This is a genomic window from Anabaena sp. PCC 7108 (assembly GCF_000332135.1).
Taxonomy (GTDB): Bacteria; Cyanobacteriota; Cyanobacteriia; order Cyanobacteriales; family Nostocaceae; genus Anabaena.
Genome location: NZ_KB235896.1, coordinates 3155708 through 3170580 on the forward strand (window position 1 = coordinate 3155708; position 14873 = coordinate 3170580).

The window sequence follows — 14873 nt, forward strand, 5'->3', positions numbered from 1 at the left end:
TGAAGATATTAAACATTTCCGAAAATAAAATATGTATTTTGCTAACCTCATATGTTAATTATTATTAAATAACTAATTGGCATTTATTTTAAATTTAAAATCTCTCAAAGCTAGGAGACAAGGGATATTTAGTTGTTTTTTACATCATAATTTAATGGATAAATTTTAATAATTTGTTCTTGGTAAGAACAACTTTCTGAATTTTGATGATAATATCTATTTAAAGCTTTTTGGAATCTCCGCTTCATCAACTTTATGCATTTGTAGAAAATAATTACTGATTCTCCAAATTATACCCATGAAACGTATTGCATCTGTTCTTCTCGCTACTGTAATAGCGTCTATGTCAGTGTTGGGTATTGCAGAAAATGCTGATTCTGCAACTCATTATCGTCGTACTAGCACCACTCATGTCAGACGTTATCGAACTTGTACTGGCAGAAATCGTTATAGATATTATCGCGGCAAGTATTACAGATGTCGTTACAATAGACGGCATCATTAATTCAATTACCATGATTTAAATATCTGGGTGGGTATTTCTCACCCAGAAAAACAATAACTGTAGGTTGGGTTATAATTAGAACAAATACACAAAAAATCAAAATTTAACATTGGTATGAATATCCAAGATAAAACTATTGCTCAACTTCGGAAAATGCCAGATGCTTTAGTTCAGGAAGTAAGTGATTTTATAGACTTCCTAATCATGAAGCACGGTGGTAATAATTGGGAATTGTGGCTGCATTTTAGTGAATCTCTAGATATCGGAGAATCTGATTTTTCTGATTATTTATCTAATTTAGAAGATTATGAAGAACGCTTGGCAAGTGGAGAAATTAAGTGGTAAATATCCAAAGGGGAGATATAGTTTTATGTGATCTTAATCCTGTTATTGGTACAGAACAAGCAGGAATTAGACCTGTTTTAGTAGTGCAAATTGATCGAGCAAATGCGGTTAGTCCCCATACTATTATTGCACCATTCACTTCTAAAATCAGACGTGCTATTTTACCCTCTCATATATTTGTACCTGCTGGTATTGGTGGTTTAAGCCAAGATTCTGTGGTGCTTTGTGAGCAACTTCGAGTTGTTGATAAATCAAGAATTATCAGAATAATTGGTCAGTTAGATACTAATTATTTAGCTGAATTAGAAATAGCTTTATGTACTATTCTTGGTTTAAATATTGTGAATAATAATGAATAATTGTAGGTTGGGTAGAGGAACGAAACCCAACGCAAAACGGGTAAATGTTGGGTTTCCTTTCGTCAACCCAACCTACTTGACTTTTTGCTAACCCAAAATTACTTGGAGTTTAGGGCTTGAAGTGCCTCTTGGTAATTCTTTATAATAGTTCTGTCAGGTGATTCAACAAATATGTTAACTATTTTTTGATCTCCATTATATTCAACTTCACGTTTCAATACAGTTGCTGTAAAAGAAAATTCTTGATTTCCTAACTCTGTCTCAGTTTGTATCCCAACTCTTTTTGTAATAGGACTTACGCAACTGGCACATTAGTAGGGTGCGTCAGATATCAACAATTTGTTTATTTGCAGGATTTATGCAGTAGTAAAGCACCCTACAACAGATTTTTAGTGTGACACTTGCGTAAGTCCTAGTTATATTTAATTTAAGTCATAAATTTAGTTAGTAAAAACCGAACATAGTGTATGTGAATATCGGTAGCCGTTCAGATACTTCTGGTGAGTTAATAAGATAGTCAGAGTCAAGGAAATAGTCAAATAACAAATTTGAGTTATCATAAAGAGAAAGGAGGTATATTATGATTTACTTATCTGTCACGGAAGCAAAACAAAATTTTACAGAATTTCTAGATAAAGCTCAAAAAGAACCAATAACTATTCAGCGTCAGGATCAAGATTCAGTTGTAGTGCTGTCTGTTTTAGAGTATCAAAGATTGACTAAATTACTAAAAAATGAGTTTCAGGAATTTTGTGATCAAGTTGGGAAAAATGCTGAAGCAAAAGGCATGACAGAAGAAAAGCTCAAGGAAATTCTTGAAAGTGATGATTGAGCAAAGAATTGTCATTGATACTAATTGTTTTGTGAGTCGTTTACTAACTCCCAAATCTATCACTGCTCAAGCAGTTCGTTTTGCTTTCAATTTCCATCACATTCTTATTTCTTCGGACACACTTACAGAACTAGAAATGGTTCTCTGTAGAAAAAAATTTGATAATTATGTCAGTTTAGAAGAGCGACAAAAGTTTATTTTATATCTAAAAAATCTGGCTGAGATAGTTGATATTATCAATCATGTGCAAATTTGTCGAGATCCAAAAGACGATAAATTTCTCTCACTTGCTATTGCTGGTAATGCCAATTTGATTATTACCGGAGATGAAGATTTATTGGTACTTAAATGCTATCAAAACATTCCTATTTTATCACCAAAGGATTTTTTGGCACAAGCGGATAAAAGTTAAACAATAACCTTTTATTTCTTCCTCTCTTTGCACCTTAAAAGTAAGCCTTACTCCTCCACATCAAACCACACAGGAGAAACATCATCAACCTGCCCATTATAATTAATAGTAATTTCCTGACCTTCCCGAATATATTTATAAGCAACAATATCAATTACATTTTTAGCAAAATTCTTAATATAAACCGCATTAGGACGATAAGAATGATTAAAAAGAGAAGCAAAACCTAAACCTATCGCCCCGCTTTCTCCATGCCAACCAAAATAATAATTCAATAACACAGTTTTCGTAATTAACTTAACTTGTTGTTTAGGAATCACAATCACAGCAGCTCTTTCAATTAAATCTCCTTTAGCAAAATCTTGCTGGGCAAATATACCTCTACCTTTAGTCTCTGTATCACGAAATACTAGCATATAGCAATTCTATCTGATGGGTAAGAATGATTTTTGACTAACCACTACAGATAAACGCAGAGAAAAATAAAGACAAATTTTTGTCATTGACTTACGGCTGCTATAGCTACTATAAAGTCAACGATTAAAGATGTAGTCAAAACTTCCGTAAATTTTAAGTTTTTGTGCCAAGTTGATAATATTCATGTTATTATAAATATCCCATGCTAACTATCATTGGTTGTGGCAATCTAAATCGGAATGATGATGCTGTCGGCGTAATTATTGCCCAACGTTTACAGCAATATCTCGCCCAAAATCCTCACCCCAACATCCGCGTTTTCGATAGTGGAACTGCGGGAATGGAAGTGATGTTTCAAGCGAGAGGAAGTGAAAAATTAATTATTCTTGATGCTAGTTGCACAGGTTCAGAGGCAGGTGCTATATTTAAAGTCCCAGGGAATGAACTAGAAGCACTGCCCGAACCTAGTTACAACTTACATGATTTTCGTTGGGATCATGCTTTGGCTGCTGGGAGAAAAATCTTTTTAGATGATTTTCCTTCATTGGTGACAGTCTATTTAATTGAAGCTGCAAATCTGGATTTTGGACTGGAATTAAGTCCTGTTGTTCAACATTCTGCTGATTTAGTTTTTGCCGAACTAATCATAATTATCCAACAGAATGTGATGGCTTAATCAACAATCTCAAATCCCCAATTGCATCAGATCCAATCACGATAAACTGGCAACTCATCTACTCTCATTTCAAAAGGTACAGTTTGATTATCGGGAGGACAAACCCGGATTTTAGCACTGCTAACAATGCCATAAAGAACATTCGCCATAGGGACAATTTGTTGCAAAATTTGCCAGTTAGTAACTTGGTCAGGGCATTCAATTACTAAAGTTAAAATACTCGCCTGAGTTGTCGCATACCAACGACAATTAGACAACAAACTATGAACAATGCGATCGCATCCTTCATAAAAGTATTTGCTAATTGAATGCTCCAATTGTTGCCGAAGAATAATATCTGCTGATGTTGGCTGTATAGGGTGCTTATCATCAGCATTGAATTCAGATTCTTTTTTCGCCATTTACCGTTATTTTCCTGTTTATTTACCAATTGCCATTACATAAAGTAAGTCCTTATTGGTTCCTAGAAATTCTTGGGCTTCATCATCATAGAAAGCACCAATTCCACTACAATCTATTCCCCAATAATTGCTAAATAAATACACTCTCTGTCCGATAAATCCGGCTAATTGCATAGCGGTTTGATAACTCAAATAATCGGACACAAAAAACAAAGTTACAGCACAATCTCTAGCTATAGCTTGATTAATGCACAAGTAACCTGTTTTTTCCCTAAAGTTACCAGCTTTAATGAGATGTGTATTTTTATATAACCCTGGTGAAATTCCCTCAACATGATGCACCACTGAGTAAATTTCTATTTCCTCAAAATTCTCACTTGGTATTGGTTGTTGAACGGCTTGCAAAATTAGCCAATAGACCTCTTGGGAAATAGAATGTTTATGAAAACGTCGAATAGAACGCCTATTCCAAACGTTCTCAAAAAACCGTTTCCGGTCAAAATTAAATTGAGGATTTGCGAGATTTTGCTGGTGACTAGGTTGTAAAGATGTTGCTTGATAGGCATCTTCAACAAATTGATTAACTTGAAAATAGTCAGTACCACAAACAAAAGGAATTGGTAGCCTTAAGCGTCTGACTGGTTTTTCTTGTACTTCTCCCGATATCACACAACTAGTAATAAACTCCTTATTCTCAAATCCCAAATCTGCATTGAGATTAAGTTTATCAAAATCCAAGATTAGTTGTATGTTTTTTTCGTGAAGATATGCTGAAGCAGCGATAGCACCTAAATGGTGTCCGCTATCCAACAAACAATATCTAAAACTCCTGTCTTGATATTTCCAGCTAGACCTATGATAAACACAACTAACTAAAAAGATGAATCCGTTGATACGTTTATTTGGTATAACATAATTTTCCAATCCATCATCAATTAATTCATAAATTAAGGTCAGACAATTATTCTCAACTTCTATATGGTAGATGCCATCTATGATTCCCTCAACACCACGAATCTGGACATAAACTTCCGTCGGATATAAAGCCCCTGCAGAAGGATTTACCCGTAATTTATAGGGACTATCTTTATATATCTTTTCTAAAGTAATCGCACTGGTTAACCAGAGAAAATCATGAATAGGGTTATTGCGATTTAATTGCAAACGCCGATAAAAGCGGGGATAAACTTTAAAAGAAGTTGGTTGCGTAGCGGCATCTACATAATTAGGATTAATTTGTACTGATAAGTAAGAATGCTTGCTTAAATCGTGATAGGCTTTTCCAGAAATCTTACTGTGAGGCATTTTTCAGTAACCTTAAAACTTCTATATTGCTGGCAAAATCAATTGCTTTATAGTCATCCAAATTTTGTAAATTCATGTTAGGATGGTACTGTAGTAGCAATCTCACTACTTCTGTCTTTCCAGCCGATGCACCATACATCAGGACAGTTGCCCCATTATCATTTTGATTATTAATATCAGTGTTGTTATCTAACAGCAATGTAATGAGATCATAGTGATTACCAAAACAAGCAAACCACAAAGCATTATTGTGATCATTATTTGTAGCGTTGATATCCGCACCCGCAGCTATTAATTCCTTGACAATGGCAGACAGTCCTTCTCTGCTTGCTTTCATTAAAGCAGTATCACCATTTTCACCTCGCTGGTTTAAATCTTCAGCGTTGTAACCTTGTTCTAATAGCCATTGGTGAGTTATTGTGCTGAAATTTGACTGATTTGCTAGACTCATAATTATTACTGTTGGAGACAACTCAAAATACAATGGTGAGCCATACCCACCATATCTAAAAACACTATTTCAATTTTCATAAACTATTAGTAGCTGATGAACAATTTATAATTTATCTATCAGCCCCAAATGATTTTTCAGAGGGAACAGGGAACGGGCAACAGGGAACAGAAAAAACTCATTTTTAAAAACATGAGATTGAAATAATGACACTGTTTTTTTCGTGTCACTCTCCTTGTAAAAACATCCTTTTTTTGACTGAGCTTTAAACTCAGAACTAAAGTTTTTTATTTGTTCCCTGTTCCCTTCTTTTGTAAGAATGTCTTTGATAACTCTGTAATCGCTGTTGGTTGAAATAATGGTTCACTACCAACAATTTAGCTTATCTATATATTATCACTTTGATAAATTTAAATTATAAATCATTTATAAAGATCCCTATATTCTTAGCCGAGTTAGACAGTAAGTATATTCTATTTTTCAAATATTTGAAATTAAAATTTATTATCAAATTTTATATTAATTGCTCTTAAAAAAGTATTATAATTATAGTTTATTAGTGCTTATAATTCCGTATAAATGTAATTATGTTTTGTGTCAACATACTCGATATATTTGTTAAAAAAATCTAAAAACTTAGCATTAATATAAAAAATTTGTTAGTTTAATCAGTGTAAATAACTAAAAGGAAAATAAAAACAATGGAAATTAGCGCCAGAAATACCTTCAAAGCAACTGTGAAAAAAGTTGTTCCTGGTTCAATTAATACAGAGGTAACACTAGAATTAGCACCTGGTGTGGAAGTAGTATCTATTATAACTAAATCATCAGCAGAAAAGCTGGGTTTAGTAGAGGGTAAACAGGCTTATGCTGTGATTAAGTCATCGGATGTACTTGTTGCTGTTGACTAAAAAATTCAGCGACTTGTAAAGTGTAGGATAGGTAATGCTATTCCTACATGATCTCATGGCGCGAAATTTTCATCAAGATGTAGATAAATTCATCTTATCCCTGTTGGTATAATCAAAATAAACTTAAAAAAATCCTGATATGATAGCCATTCCCCAACAACTACCAAAAATGACCATTGAGGAGTATTTCGCATGGGAACTTGACCAGGATATTCGCTACGAATATATTAACGGCGAAGTTTTTGCCATGACTGGTGGTACAATCCCCCATAATGATATTGCTCTAAATCTTTACGCTTCCCTACGTCCCTATTTGCGTAATAGAGGTTGTCGAGTTAATGTGTCAGATGTGAAAGTCCAAGTTACTCCTAAAAGCCCATACTTCTATCCTGATCTTATCGTTAGTTGCGACCCTCAAGACCTCAATGCCCTTAAATTTATTCAAAATCCCAAATTGATTGTTGAGGTTCTTTCTCCTGGGACAAGTAGTAAAGATAGAGGAGAAAAATTCAGATATTATTTAACAATACCCAGTTTACAAGAATATATTTTAATTGATTCGGAAAAAATTTCCGTTGAACGTTACTGTCGAGGAGAAGGAAGGATGTGGCTTTACTATCCTTACACTACTGGAGATATTATCACTTTATCAAGTATTGAATTTGAGTTTCCGATTGAAATGCTTTATGAAGGTGTTGGATTTGAAACTGAAGAATAATGTATCAAACTCTTTTAAATACCCTTAATCAATATGTTATTCTGAATCCCGCGCATCAAGAGGAACTTAGTAAATTAGTTAAACCACAAGAATTACCCAAAGATAGCATTCTTTTAAAATGCGGTGAAGTTTCCAACAATTTGCACTTCTTGTTACAGGGATCTGTGAGGGCAATTTATTACAACGATAGTAAAGAAATTACTTCATGGTTTGGTTTTGAGGGAGATTTTATTAATTCTTTTTACAGCTTTGTTTCCCGTAAACCAAGTCCAGAAAGTATTGTGGTAATTTCTGACTGTAAATTGCTTTCTATTAGCTACCAAACCTTACAATCTTTATATGAAAAAGACCTAGTTTGGAATAAATTAGGTCGCTTAATAATTGAAAAATATTACGCAGAATATCGAGAACGTATACTATCTCTGCAATCTATGTCCGCAGCTGAACGCTACGACCAAATTCTTCAGGAACGCCCTGATATTCTGGAGAAGGTGAAACTCGGACATTTAGCTTCTTACTTGGGAATCACTCAAGAAACTCTCAGCCGACTTCGTGCTACTCGTGAAAATCGTCAACGTATTTACAACAAACCCCAATAAATTGATTTTTATCAAATTTGATTTATGTCAAAAAAAGCCCCTTTCTTTATTCCTGTGTGCAGATTTATGATTAAAGTCACAGTTAAATTAGAAAGAAGTAATTTATGTTTCATGATCCTGCAAATTTCCAATTTTCAAAGCTCCTGACAGCCCACTGGCAAGCAATTCGTGATGAATATCTTGCGTTACCTGAAGATGCTTTAGACCCTTGGGTACAAAAAGATATGTATGAAAAAGGTTGGAGTGTTTTCGGACTTTTTGCTTTAGGGAAACGTATTCAAAAAGCGTGCTATTGCTGTCCACAAACAACAGCAATTCTAGAACAAATTCCCAATTTGACCTTAGCAGGATTTTCTCGTTTAGCTCCCCATACACATATTCAACCCCACACAGGCTGGGCAAAAAATGAATTTCGCTTGCATCTTGGTTTAGTTGTTCCAGAAAAGTGTAGTCTGCGCGTTGGTCAGTCCCTAAAACATTGGCAGGAAGGTGATTGCTTAATTTTTGAAGATACAACAGAACATGAAGCATGGAACGACTCTGATTTACCACGAGCAGTATTACTTCTAGATTTTATTAAACCAGGTTTAGAGCATAGTTCTGATGAGATATCAGGGGATGCTTTGCAGTATGCGATGGGATTACTTGAACAACCAAATACCTACGTATAAAACAGAGAAAAATCTATGAATGACTACATTGATCTTTACTGTGAACGCATCATTCCTGGTTTATGGAGTGAACCATTTAATGCTATATCTAATATTTCTTTCTTCATTGCAGCAGGGGCTATTTGGCAATTAGCACGACGACAACAAAAAATTCCAAATGGTATTTGGATACTGATTATTTTAGCAATTTCAATTGGTATTGGTAGCACTCTATTCCATACCTTTGCAACAGAATGGGCGAGCTTATTAGATGTTTTGCCTATTATGTTTTTTCAATTTTGTTTTATATGGCTTTACAGTCGTCAGGTAATGAAGATGAAATATATTTATAGTGGATCTTTGATTGTGGTTTTTTACTTTGCGAGTGATTACAGTAAACAATTCACAAATATATTCAATGGATCTCTTTCCTATGCTCCTGCATTTTTGTTTTTACTGGGACTGGGAATTTATCATTTTCAACAACAAAAACGTGAGCGATTTATATTACTAGGAGCAGCGGGGGTTTTCCTTTTAGCTTTATTATTTCGGAGTTTAGATAAGATAGTTTGCCCTTATTTCCCAATTGGCACTCATTTATTTTGGCATCTTGTCAATGGAGTTTTACTGTACTTATCAGCAAGAGGACTAATCTTAAATTGGTCAATAAAGGCAAAAGCTGACTAAAAAATTGAAAATAATAGACAGGGATAATTACGCAAAATGTATACGGTGCGTCAGATTTTTAATTTAACATTTTAGAAATACGCTTCTCGTCTGACGCACCCTACTAGTTATATAAATCTTCTCAACTATCAACTACCCTGACATAAATAGCACGGGCTGTTTGTCGATCTATTGTCATAGAGATATTATTAAATTTAACGATTAAAGAAGGAAATTGCTGTTCTAAAATTATACTATTTCCTGTTGTTATTCCCATAGAAATAAGTTTTTTACGAATGCTTTCATCCTGAGTTTTACAAGAAATAATAATTCCTTTTTCTCCTGGCTTGAGCAATTCTAAAGAGCAACCTGTAAAACTAAAAGAAGTAAACATTGGGGAATAAAAATGAAAGGTTAAAATTAAAAGAATGAAGGATGATTAACATCCTTCATCTTTGTACAAGCTAAGACATTAAAACTTTAAACGAGATAAGGCTCTTGATGGGTTTTAATTGTGCAGTTAGAGCGAGGGTATGTAACGCACAATAGAGCGAATCCTTTAGCCATTTGATCGTCATCTAAGAAGATTTGATCATCTTGGTTGATTTCACCTTCAACAACCTTACCTACACAGCTAGAGCAAGAGCCTGAGTGACAGGAGAAAGGTAATTCAATACCTGCTTCTTCTGCTGCATCTAGAATTGTAGTTTCTTCGTCACATTCAATTGTGGTGTCAAGGTTGTCTTTTTTGTTCAACAATCTTACTTGATAAGCCATTTTTCGATTCTCCTCAAACGTTAATAAAGTTAGCTTTTCTGACTTGGTTAAGAGTCCCTGGTTGAATTCAAAATTCAAAATGAAGGTCTAACTTTTGAATTTTGAATTTATTTGCTGCAAGGTACACCAGAGGGAGTACCATCATCTGTTTTAAAAGACTTTCCACAACCGCAGGTATCAGTTGCATTGGGATTGGTGAACTTGAAACCGCTGTCCATTACTCCCTCAACAAAATCAATTACCACACCTTCTAATAACGGCGCACTTTTAGCATCCACGTAAAGCAACACGTTTCCTTGTTGGGTGACGATATCATCTGGTTGAGGCTGACTTGTAATGTCAATTCCATATTCATAGCCACTACAACCACCATCTTTGACAGAGATGCGGACACCTTTTGTGGCTTTATTAGATTCGTCGGTTGCGGAACCTCTTAAAAATGCCCACAGACGAAATTCTGCTTTTTCTGTTAAAGTAACAGCCATTTTGTTTCCTGTTCTGTAGCGATTATTCTGATTTTGAGATGTGGGAAATTGCTTTTGTGGCGGAACGGAATTTCACACCGTTAAGGGTTGGGATTGGGAGTAGCGCCAAGGTGCAGTATTACCGCAGACGGGACAATTGCGATCGCGGTGAGAACGACGTTTAGCAAATTCCATTCTGTTCAAGTCAATCGTCAGCAGTTCTGACAATAGCGGTTGACTAAAACCTGTAATTAGCTTCACTGCTTCCAAGGCTGTTAAACAAGCCAATGTTCCAGATACAGCCCCTAGAACTGAAAAACCGCGCCGATCCCAATCAGGCTTTTCTGGAAATAGACAGGATAAACAAGGAGTCACACCAGGAATAATCGTGGTGAGATAAGCCTCCATCCCATCCATAGCAGCCTCTACCATTGGCTTACGCGATCGCACACAAGCTTCATTTAACAGATTGCGTTCGGTGAAATTGTGAGCGCAATCCAAAGCCATATCTGCTGATTGCACCAACGAGTCCACATTTTCTGCGGTAATGTAATCGTGAACTACTTCTACTTCCACATCAGGATTGATGGCTTTGAGTGTTTCTTGGGCTTTAAATACTCTAGGTTTTCCCACCCAGTCGTCAGTCATCAAAACTTGACGATTCATATCATCCAGCCGCAAATCACCACCCCGGACTAAGATTAGCCGCCCAACGCCTGCTACTGCTAAGTAAAGCGCCGCCGTACCGCCTAATCCTCCCACACCCGACACCAGAACAGTCGCTGATTTGAGGCGCTTTTGAGCCGCTTCGCCAAAATTTGGGAGCATCATTTGGCGGCTATAGCGTTCTAATTCGGTAGGCGTTAGGTTGATCAATTTATACCTCCTAATCAGAAGTGATTTCTGTCAGCGTGACTACATTCTTTGGCTTATCGTTAAACACCTTAAACAGTTTTTGTTCGTGGGGTGTTGATTCTAGAAAAACTTCGTAAGCTTTTTGCAAAGCTAAGGAATATTGAGTTAATTTTTCTGTATCACTCAAGTTGGGAGAAGCATCATCAATCTCTTTCATATATTGAGAGAATTTTTTCAATATATGAAGACGATTTATGTTTACAAATTGTTGGTCGTAGGGCAGTTCAAAAAATATAAAATATTCTTCTGCATCTGCAAGTTTGTTGAATTCTTGAATGGTTCCTGTCATTTGGCGCTCTCCATTTGTTTTAGTTGCTGCTTTAGTTCATCTAGTTCTCGGTAGATTTCGTATGTCTCGGCGGCAACTTCCATCAGTGTTTTGTAGTCTGTTGGTAGTCCTTCTGCTAAGTCATGCAGATCCATTTTCTTTTGACCTGCTTTGCTGTTTAGCTTTTTGATTTTTGTTGTGAGTTCCTCGATGGTCATTGGGAATTGGTAATACTTTATTCGTACTAGGAGAATATGGATTTAATGAACCGCGAAGGCGCGAAGGGCGCGAAGAGAAGAGGGAAGAAGGAAGGAAGAAGAAAGGTAATAGGATGATTTTTGTCTATTTCAGGACTTACTCAAAATATCTCTTAAAGCCTCTTTCCTCTGTGAACTCTGTGCCTCTGTGGTTCGTTTTTCCGTGAGGTGTGCGTAAGTCCTATATTTCCTATTACCAATTTTTAAACATTTCCTACTTCGGGGAAACGTTTGGCTAAATCAATACCTTTGTTGACGAATGAGGCTCCTTCTTCTTCCAGTTTTTCTAGGGAATCAAAGCCATAACGATGGGCATCGCGTAAGGTTTTTACAGTTAATAATAAACGTCCTGAAAAGACTAATGCCCAACCAAATCCTTCATGACCTAAGTCAACTACAACATGAGAAATTAATCCGGTTTCTTTCTCGATGCTGGAGGCTACAGCCCTGAAGAAGGCGTTAATTCGTGATATTGTTGCTAGGTCTACTTCACCTTCAATGGAAATTTCTCGTTTCTTTTGTTTGGTGACAACAAAAGGTTTAAGGATTAGTTCATCAGCCCAATTCCGGTAAGTCCCATAAGTATCTTGCGCCCGGATTTGTTGCACTAATGCTTTCAGAAATGGTGAGGTTATTGGTGTGCTTGTAGCGGTTGGTTTGACACTGTTATTTTCACTCATACTGCTGCTTCGTTTTCTACTTCTTCTGCAAAATTGGACTTGGTTTTATTCAAGGCTTTACGCAACCAAGGTGGGGGGTTGCCTTTGAGAGTTGTGACTAATTTGTTCAGAATTTCTTCGATTTTTTCTTCTTCTGATTTAGCCTTGACTGGTGTTACACCTTTTTTGATTAAACGAGCGGCGGCGCTGCCACCAATGGCGACTACATAAACGATTGTACAATCATTTAATGCCTCAAGTTTAGGTGTGATTTTATCTTCATTTCCATCTTCTTTGAGGTCGCCTTCAAATTTCAGGGTTTCTAGGAATTCATATCCATCATCTGAAATTTCATAAACATCTATTTCTTTAGCCCAACCAAAGTGAGCATTAACATGAATTCTGTCTGTTGTGGTGAAGGCAATTTTCACGTTCATTTGTCCTTTTTCGGTTGTCGGTTTTCTGTTGTAGAGGTTTAACAATCTTCGTTGGTGTCAACTTAAGCTAAAAATCGCTTATTTGTTGGCTTCCACACCCACCTTGAAATGATAGCGTAGCGTGGCGTAAGCCATATTTCAAGGCTAATAGCCAAAGTTTACTGAAGTAAACTAAAAAATTTTGAGATTATTTAGTCATCTTTAGATGACTTCAGCTATGAGACTGGGAATTCATTCCCAGGCGGATTATGGCTTTCACTGTCACCTATTCCCTATTAATTACTGATGACCAATGATTGATCATTAATGACTCTTCGTGTTCTAAAAAGAGGTTTCCCATTCCAAATAAAACTTCCATTGTGCCGCGATAGCCTACTTTGGTGAATAAGCCATTTCCTAATCGGTCATAGATGGGAATTCCGAGACGATAGAAGGGAATTTTCAGACGTTTTGCGATCGCATTTACGTTAGAATTACCAATCAGCAAATCAGAACCTACAGCTAACCCTTCTAAATCTTCCAAGTCGCCGATAGTAACGCTTTTGACTGGAAGATGTTCTAATAAATGCGATCGCGTGGTTGTCACAGCAGCGTGAATAGATGCTCCCATTGACTGTAAAAAATGCACCATAGACCAAAGTAAATCCGGTTCCAGCGCCAAAGATACCCGTTTTGCACCGAAGTAAAAGTGAGTATCCAACATTGCATCTTGCAACTGACGACGTTGACGGCGATATTTTTCCGGTACGGGATTACCACTCAAAACCGCTAACGCTTGCAGGAACTCATCCACAGGTTCTAAACCCGTCAAATCTTTAAATACTTCGTAATCTGTGCCAAAACGCTCTTGCAGAATTTTTGCAGCACCACGCATACTTTCACCCAAAGCCAAAGTGAAAGCCGAACTACCCAAAGAACGCAATTGTTTAAGAGTTGTCCCGCTAACCGTTACCGCACTATATTCATCCTCCAGATGTCCATCTAGAGAAGCACCCAAATCAGGGACAAAAATGGGTTCAAATCCAAAAGCGGTGACAATTTCCCGAACTTCCTGCACATCTCCGGGAGTGAAAGCAGAACCAGCCAAAATGGTGATTTGTTCTGGTTTAATTCCTCCCGCTTTGGGAATCTCCCTGACAATGCTTTCTACAGCTGCTGCAAAACCATCTTGCAACGCACCTTTAAAATCTGGAGTAGGTGCAAATGCGATCGCTAAATAGTCAAGTTCAGGATGACGTTTACGGATTTCCTTCAAAAAACCCTCAATATCATCCCCCCTAGTTTCCGTTAACCCAGTCGTACATAAACCGATAATTTCCGGTTTAGCCTTCTCCACCAAAGTCAGAATAGCTTGCTCAACATTTTCCTCACCACCCAAAATAGTAGTGACTTCCGTCATCGCCGTAGTAGCAAGAGGAATCGCCTCCCGAAAATGCCGCACCAACACAACCTTAGCAAAAGCCGTACAACCTTGAGAACCGTGAAACAGAGGCATAGCCCCCTTCAACCCCAAAAAAGCCAAAGAAGCACCCAAAGCCTGACTTTGTTTCAACGGATTAACAGTAAGAGACTTGTTCGGAGTATTAACAATTGCCATAAATTATTCTTTCATAAATTTTAAACTTTCCAGTCCCCTTCCTCACGTGCAGGAATACGGTGTACACACATCCTTACCCAGACAGAATTTCCAGCAATGACAGGACTTACGCAAAATATCTCTCAAAGCCTCTTTTCTCTGTGAACTCTGTGCCTCTGTGGTTCGTTTTTCCGTGAGGTGTGCGTAAGTCCTAAATGAGAAAGACTTAATTAAGAAATCCAGTCCCCCTCCTCGCTTGCGGTGAACCAGCGC

24 protein-coding genes are annotated in these 14873 nt (G+C 36.8%); 11 read left to right on the forward strand and 13 right to left on the reverse strand.

The window, feature by feature from the left end:
• The first annotated feature begins 298 nt into the window (after positions 1–298).
• The 5 genes from ANA7108_RS29650 (at position 299) to ANA7108_RS0114915 (ending at position 2453) form a co-directional block, all read left to right on the forward strand.
• Positions 299–505 (forward strand): hypothetical protein, encoded by a 207-nt coding sequence (locus ANA7108_RS29650; protein WP_144052387.1) that lies wholly within the window; start codon positions 299–301, stop codon positions 503–505.
• A gap of 114 nt (positions 506–619) precedes the next feature.
• Positions 620–850 carry a hypothetical protein gene (locus ANA7108_RS0114900; protein WP_016951598.1) on the forward strand — a complete coding sequence of 77 codons (231 nt, stop codon included), beginning with the start codon at positions 620–622 and terminating at the stop codon, positions 848–850.
• Positions 844–1209, forward strand: coding sequence for a type II toxin-antitoxin system PemK/MazF family toxin (locus tag ANA7108_RS0114905; protein WP_016951599.1), 366 nt, complete (start codon positions 844–846; stop codon positions 1207–1209). The genes ANA7108_RS0114900 and ANA7108_RS0114905 overlap by 7 nt, the downstream gene beginning before the upstream one ends.
• Before the next feature lie 580 nt (positions 1210–1789).
• A complete protein-coding gene (locus ANA7108_RS0114910; RefSeq protein WP_016951600.1) occupies positions 1790–2041 on the forward strand; it encodes a type II toxin-antitoxin system Phd/YefM family antitoxin in 252 nt (83 codons plus the stop codon).
• Entirely contained in the window at positions 2034–2453 is a 420-nt protein-coding gene (locus ANA7108_RS0114915) for a putative toxin-antitoxin system toxin component, PIN family (RefSeq protein ID WP_016951601.1), read from the forward strand. Before ANA7108_RS0114910 ends, ANA7108_RS0114915 begins: the two co-directional genes overlap by 8 nt.
• 47 nt (positions 2454–2500) lie before the next feature.
• On the opposite strand, the gene ANA7108_RS0114920 is transcribed toward ANA7108_RS0114915, so the two are convergent.
• On the reverse strand, positions 2501–2869 hold the full coding sequence (locus ANA7108_RS0114920) for an SET domain-containing protein (RefSeq protein ID WP_016951602.1): 369 nt from the start codon (positions 2867–2869) through the stop codon (positions 2501–2503).
• A 203-nt stretch (positions 2870–3072) separates the two neighbouring features.
• Here ANA7108_RS0114920 and ANA7108_RS0114925 point away from each other — a divergent pair, with 203 nt between their 5' ends.
• A complete protein-coding gene (locus tag ANA7108_RS0114925; protein ID WP_016951603.1) occupies positions 3073–3546 on the forward strand; it encodes a hydrogenase maturation protease in 474 nt (157 codons plus the stop codon).
• A 26-nt stretch (positions 3547–3572) separates the two neighbouring features.
• Here the strand turns inward: ANA7108_RS0114925 and ANA7108_RS0114930 are convergent, their stop codons facing one another.
• From ANA7108_RS0114930 to ANA7108_RS0114940, 3 genes are read right to left on the reverse strand one after another with little or no spacing between them, the layout of a single operon-like run.
• Positions 3573–3947 (reverse strand): hypothetical protein, encoded by a 375-nt coding sequence (locus tag ANA7108_RS0114930; RefSeq protein WP_016951604.1) that lies wholly within the window; start codon positions 3945–3947, stop codon positions 3573–3575.
• An 18-nt stretch (positions 3948–3965) separates the two neighbouring features.
• Positions 3966–5252: a SagB/ThcOx family dehydrogenase gene (locus ANA7108_RS27400; RefSeq protein WP_016951605.1), complete on the reverse strand. Its 1287-nt coding sequence runs from the start codon at positions 5250–5252 to the stop codon at positions 3966–3968.
• Positions 5239–5703 carry an ankyrin repeat domain-containing protein gene (locus tag ANA7108_RS0114940; protein WP_016951606.1) on the reverse strand — a complete coding sequence of 155 codons (465 nt, stop codon included), beginning with the start codon at positions 5701–5703 and terminating at the stop codon, positions 5239–5241. Before ANA7108_RS0114940 ends, ANA7108_RS27400 begins: the two co-directional genes overlap by 14 nt.
• A 701-nt stretch (positions 5704–6404) precedes the next feature.
• Between ANA7108_RS0114940 and ANA7108_RS0114945 the strand changes: the two genes are divergently transcribed.
• From ANA7108_RS0114945 to ANA7108_RS0114965, 5 genes are all read left to right on the forward strand, one after another.
• Entirely contained in the window at positions 6405–6614 is a 210-nt protein-coding gene (locus ANA7108_RS0114945) for a molybdopterin-binding protein (RefSeq protein ID WP_016951607.1), read from the forward strand.
• A 139-nt stretch (positions 6615–6753) separates the two neighbouring features.
• The gene (locus ANA7108_RS0114950) at positions 6754–7332 is read left to right on the forward strand and encodes a Uma2 family endonuclease (protein ID WP_016951608.1); all 579 of its coding nucleotides are present in this window, start codon (positions 6754–6756) and stop codon (positions 7330–7332) included.
• Positions 7332–7931 (forward strand): Crp/Fnr family transcriptional regulator, encoded by a 600-nt coding sequence (locus ANA7108_RS0114955; protein WP_016951609.1) that lies wholly within the window; start codon positions 7332–7334, stop codon positions 7929–7931. Before ANA7108_RS0114950 ends, ANA7108_RS0114955 begins: the two co-directional genes overlap by 1 nt.
• A gap of 104 nt (positions 7932–8035) precedes the next feature.
• Positions 8036–8602, forward strand: a complete 567-nt coding sequence (locus tag ANA7108_RS0114960) for an aspartyl/asparaginyl beta-hydroxylase domain-containing protein (protein ID WP_016951610.1) — start codon at positions 8036–8038, stop codon at positions 8600–8602.
• 15 nt (positions 8603–8617) lie between these two features.
• A complete protein-coding gene (locus ANA7108_RS0114965) occupies positions 8618–9268 on the forward strand; it encodes a ceramidase domain-containing protein (protein ID WP_016951611.1) in 651 nt (216 codons plus the stop codon).
• A gap of 121 nt (positions 9269–9389) precedes the next feature.
• Here ANA7108_RS0114965 and ANA7108_RS0114970 read toward each other — a convergent pair whose 3' ends face one another.
• The 9 genes from ANA7108_RS0114970 to nifN form a co-directional block, all read right to left on the reverse strand.
• Positions 9390–9641 (reverse strand): FeoA family protein, encoded by a 252-nt coding sequence (locus ANA7108_RS0114970; RefSeq protein WP_016951612.1) that lies wholly within the window; start codon positions 9639–9641, stop codon positions 9390–9392.
• An 86-nt stretch (positions 9642–9727) separates the two neighbouring features.
• Positions 9728–10024 (reverse strand): 2Fe-2S iron-sulfur cluster-binding protein, encoded by a 297-nt coding sequence (locus tag ANA7108_RS0114975; RefSeq protein WP_015214322.1) that lies wholly within the window; start codon positions 10022–10024, stop codon positions 9728–9730.
• Between the two features lie 107 nt (positions 10025–10131).
• Positions 10132–10509, reverse strand: coding sequence for an iron-sulfur cluster assembly accessory protein (locus tag ANA7108_RS0114980; protein ID WP_016951613.1), 378 nt, complete (start codon positions 10507–10509; stop codon positions 10132–10134).
• Positions 10510–10581: 72 nt separating this feature from the next.
• Positions 10582–11364: a HesA/MoeB/ThiF family protein gene (locus tag ANA7108_RS0114985; protein ID WP_026104207.1), complete on the reverse strand. Its 783-nt coding sequence runs from the start codon at positions 11362–11364 to the stop codon at positions 10582–10584.
• A 10-nt stretch (positions 11365–11374) separates the two neighbouring features.
• Positions 11375–11692: a nitrogenase-stabilizing/protective protein NifW gene (gene nifW, locus ANA7108_RS0114990; RefSeq protein WP_016951615.1), complete on the reverse strand. Its 318-nt coding sequence runs from the start codon at positions 11690–11692 to the stop codon at positions 11375–11377.
• A complete protein-coding gene (locus tag ANA7108_RS0114995) occupies positions 11689–11889 on the reverse strand; it encodes a CCE_0567 family metalloprotein (protein ID WP_016951616.1) in 201 nt (66 codons plus the stop codon). Before ANA7108_RS0114995 ends, nifW begins: the two co-directional genes overlap by 4 nt.
• A 242-nt stretch (positions 11890–12131) precedes the next feature.
• Positions 12132–12608, reverse strand: coding sequence for a NifX-associated nitrogen fixation protein (locus tag ANA7108_RS0115000; protein ID WP_016951617.1), 477 nt, complete (start codon positions 12606–12608; stop codon positions 12132–12134).
• A complete protein-coding gene (gene nifX / locus ANA7108_RS0115005; protein ID WP_016951618.1) occupies positions 12605–13024 on the reverse strand; it encodes a nitrogen fixation protein NifX in 420 nt (139 codons plus the stop codon). Before nifX ends, ANA7108_RS0115000 begins: the two co-directional genes overlap by 4 nt.
• A 265-nt stretch (positions 13025–13289) precedes the next feature.
• Entirely contained in the window at positions 13290–14621 is a 1332-nt protein-coding gene (gene nifN, locus ANA7108_RS0115010) for a nitrogenase iron-molybdenum cofactor biosynthesis protein NifN (protein ID WP_016951619.1), read from the reverse strand.
• Between the last annotated feature and the right edge of the window lie 252 nt (positions 14622–14873).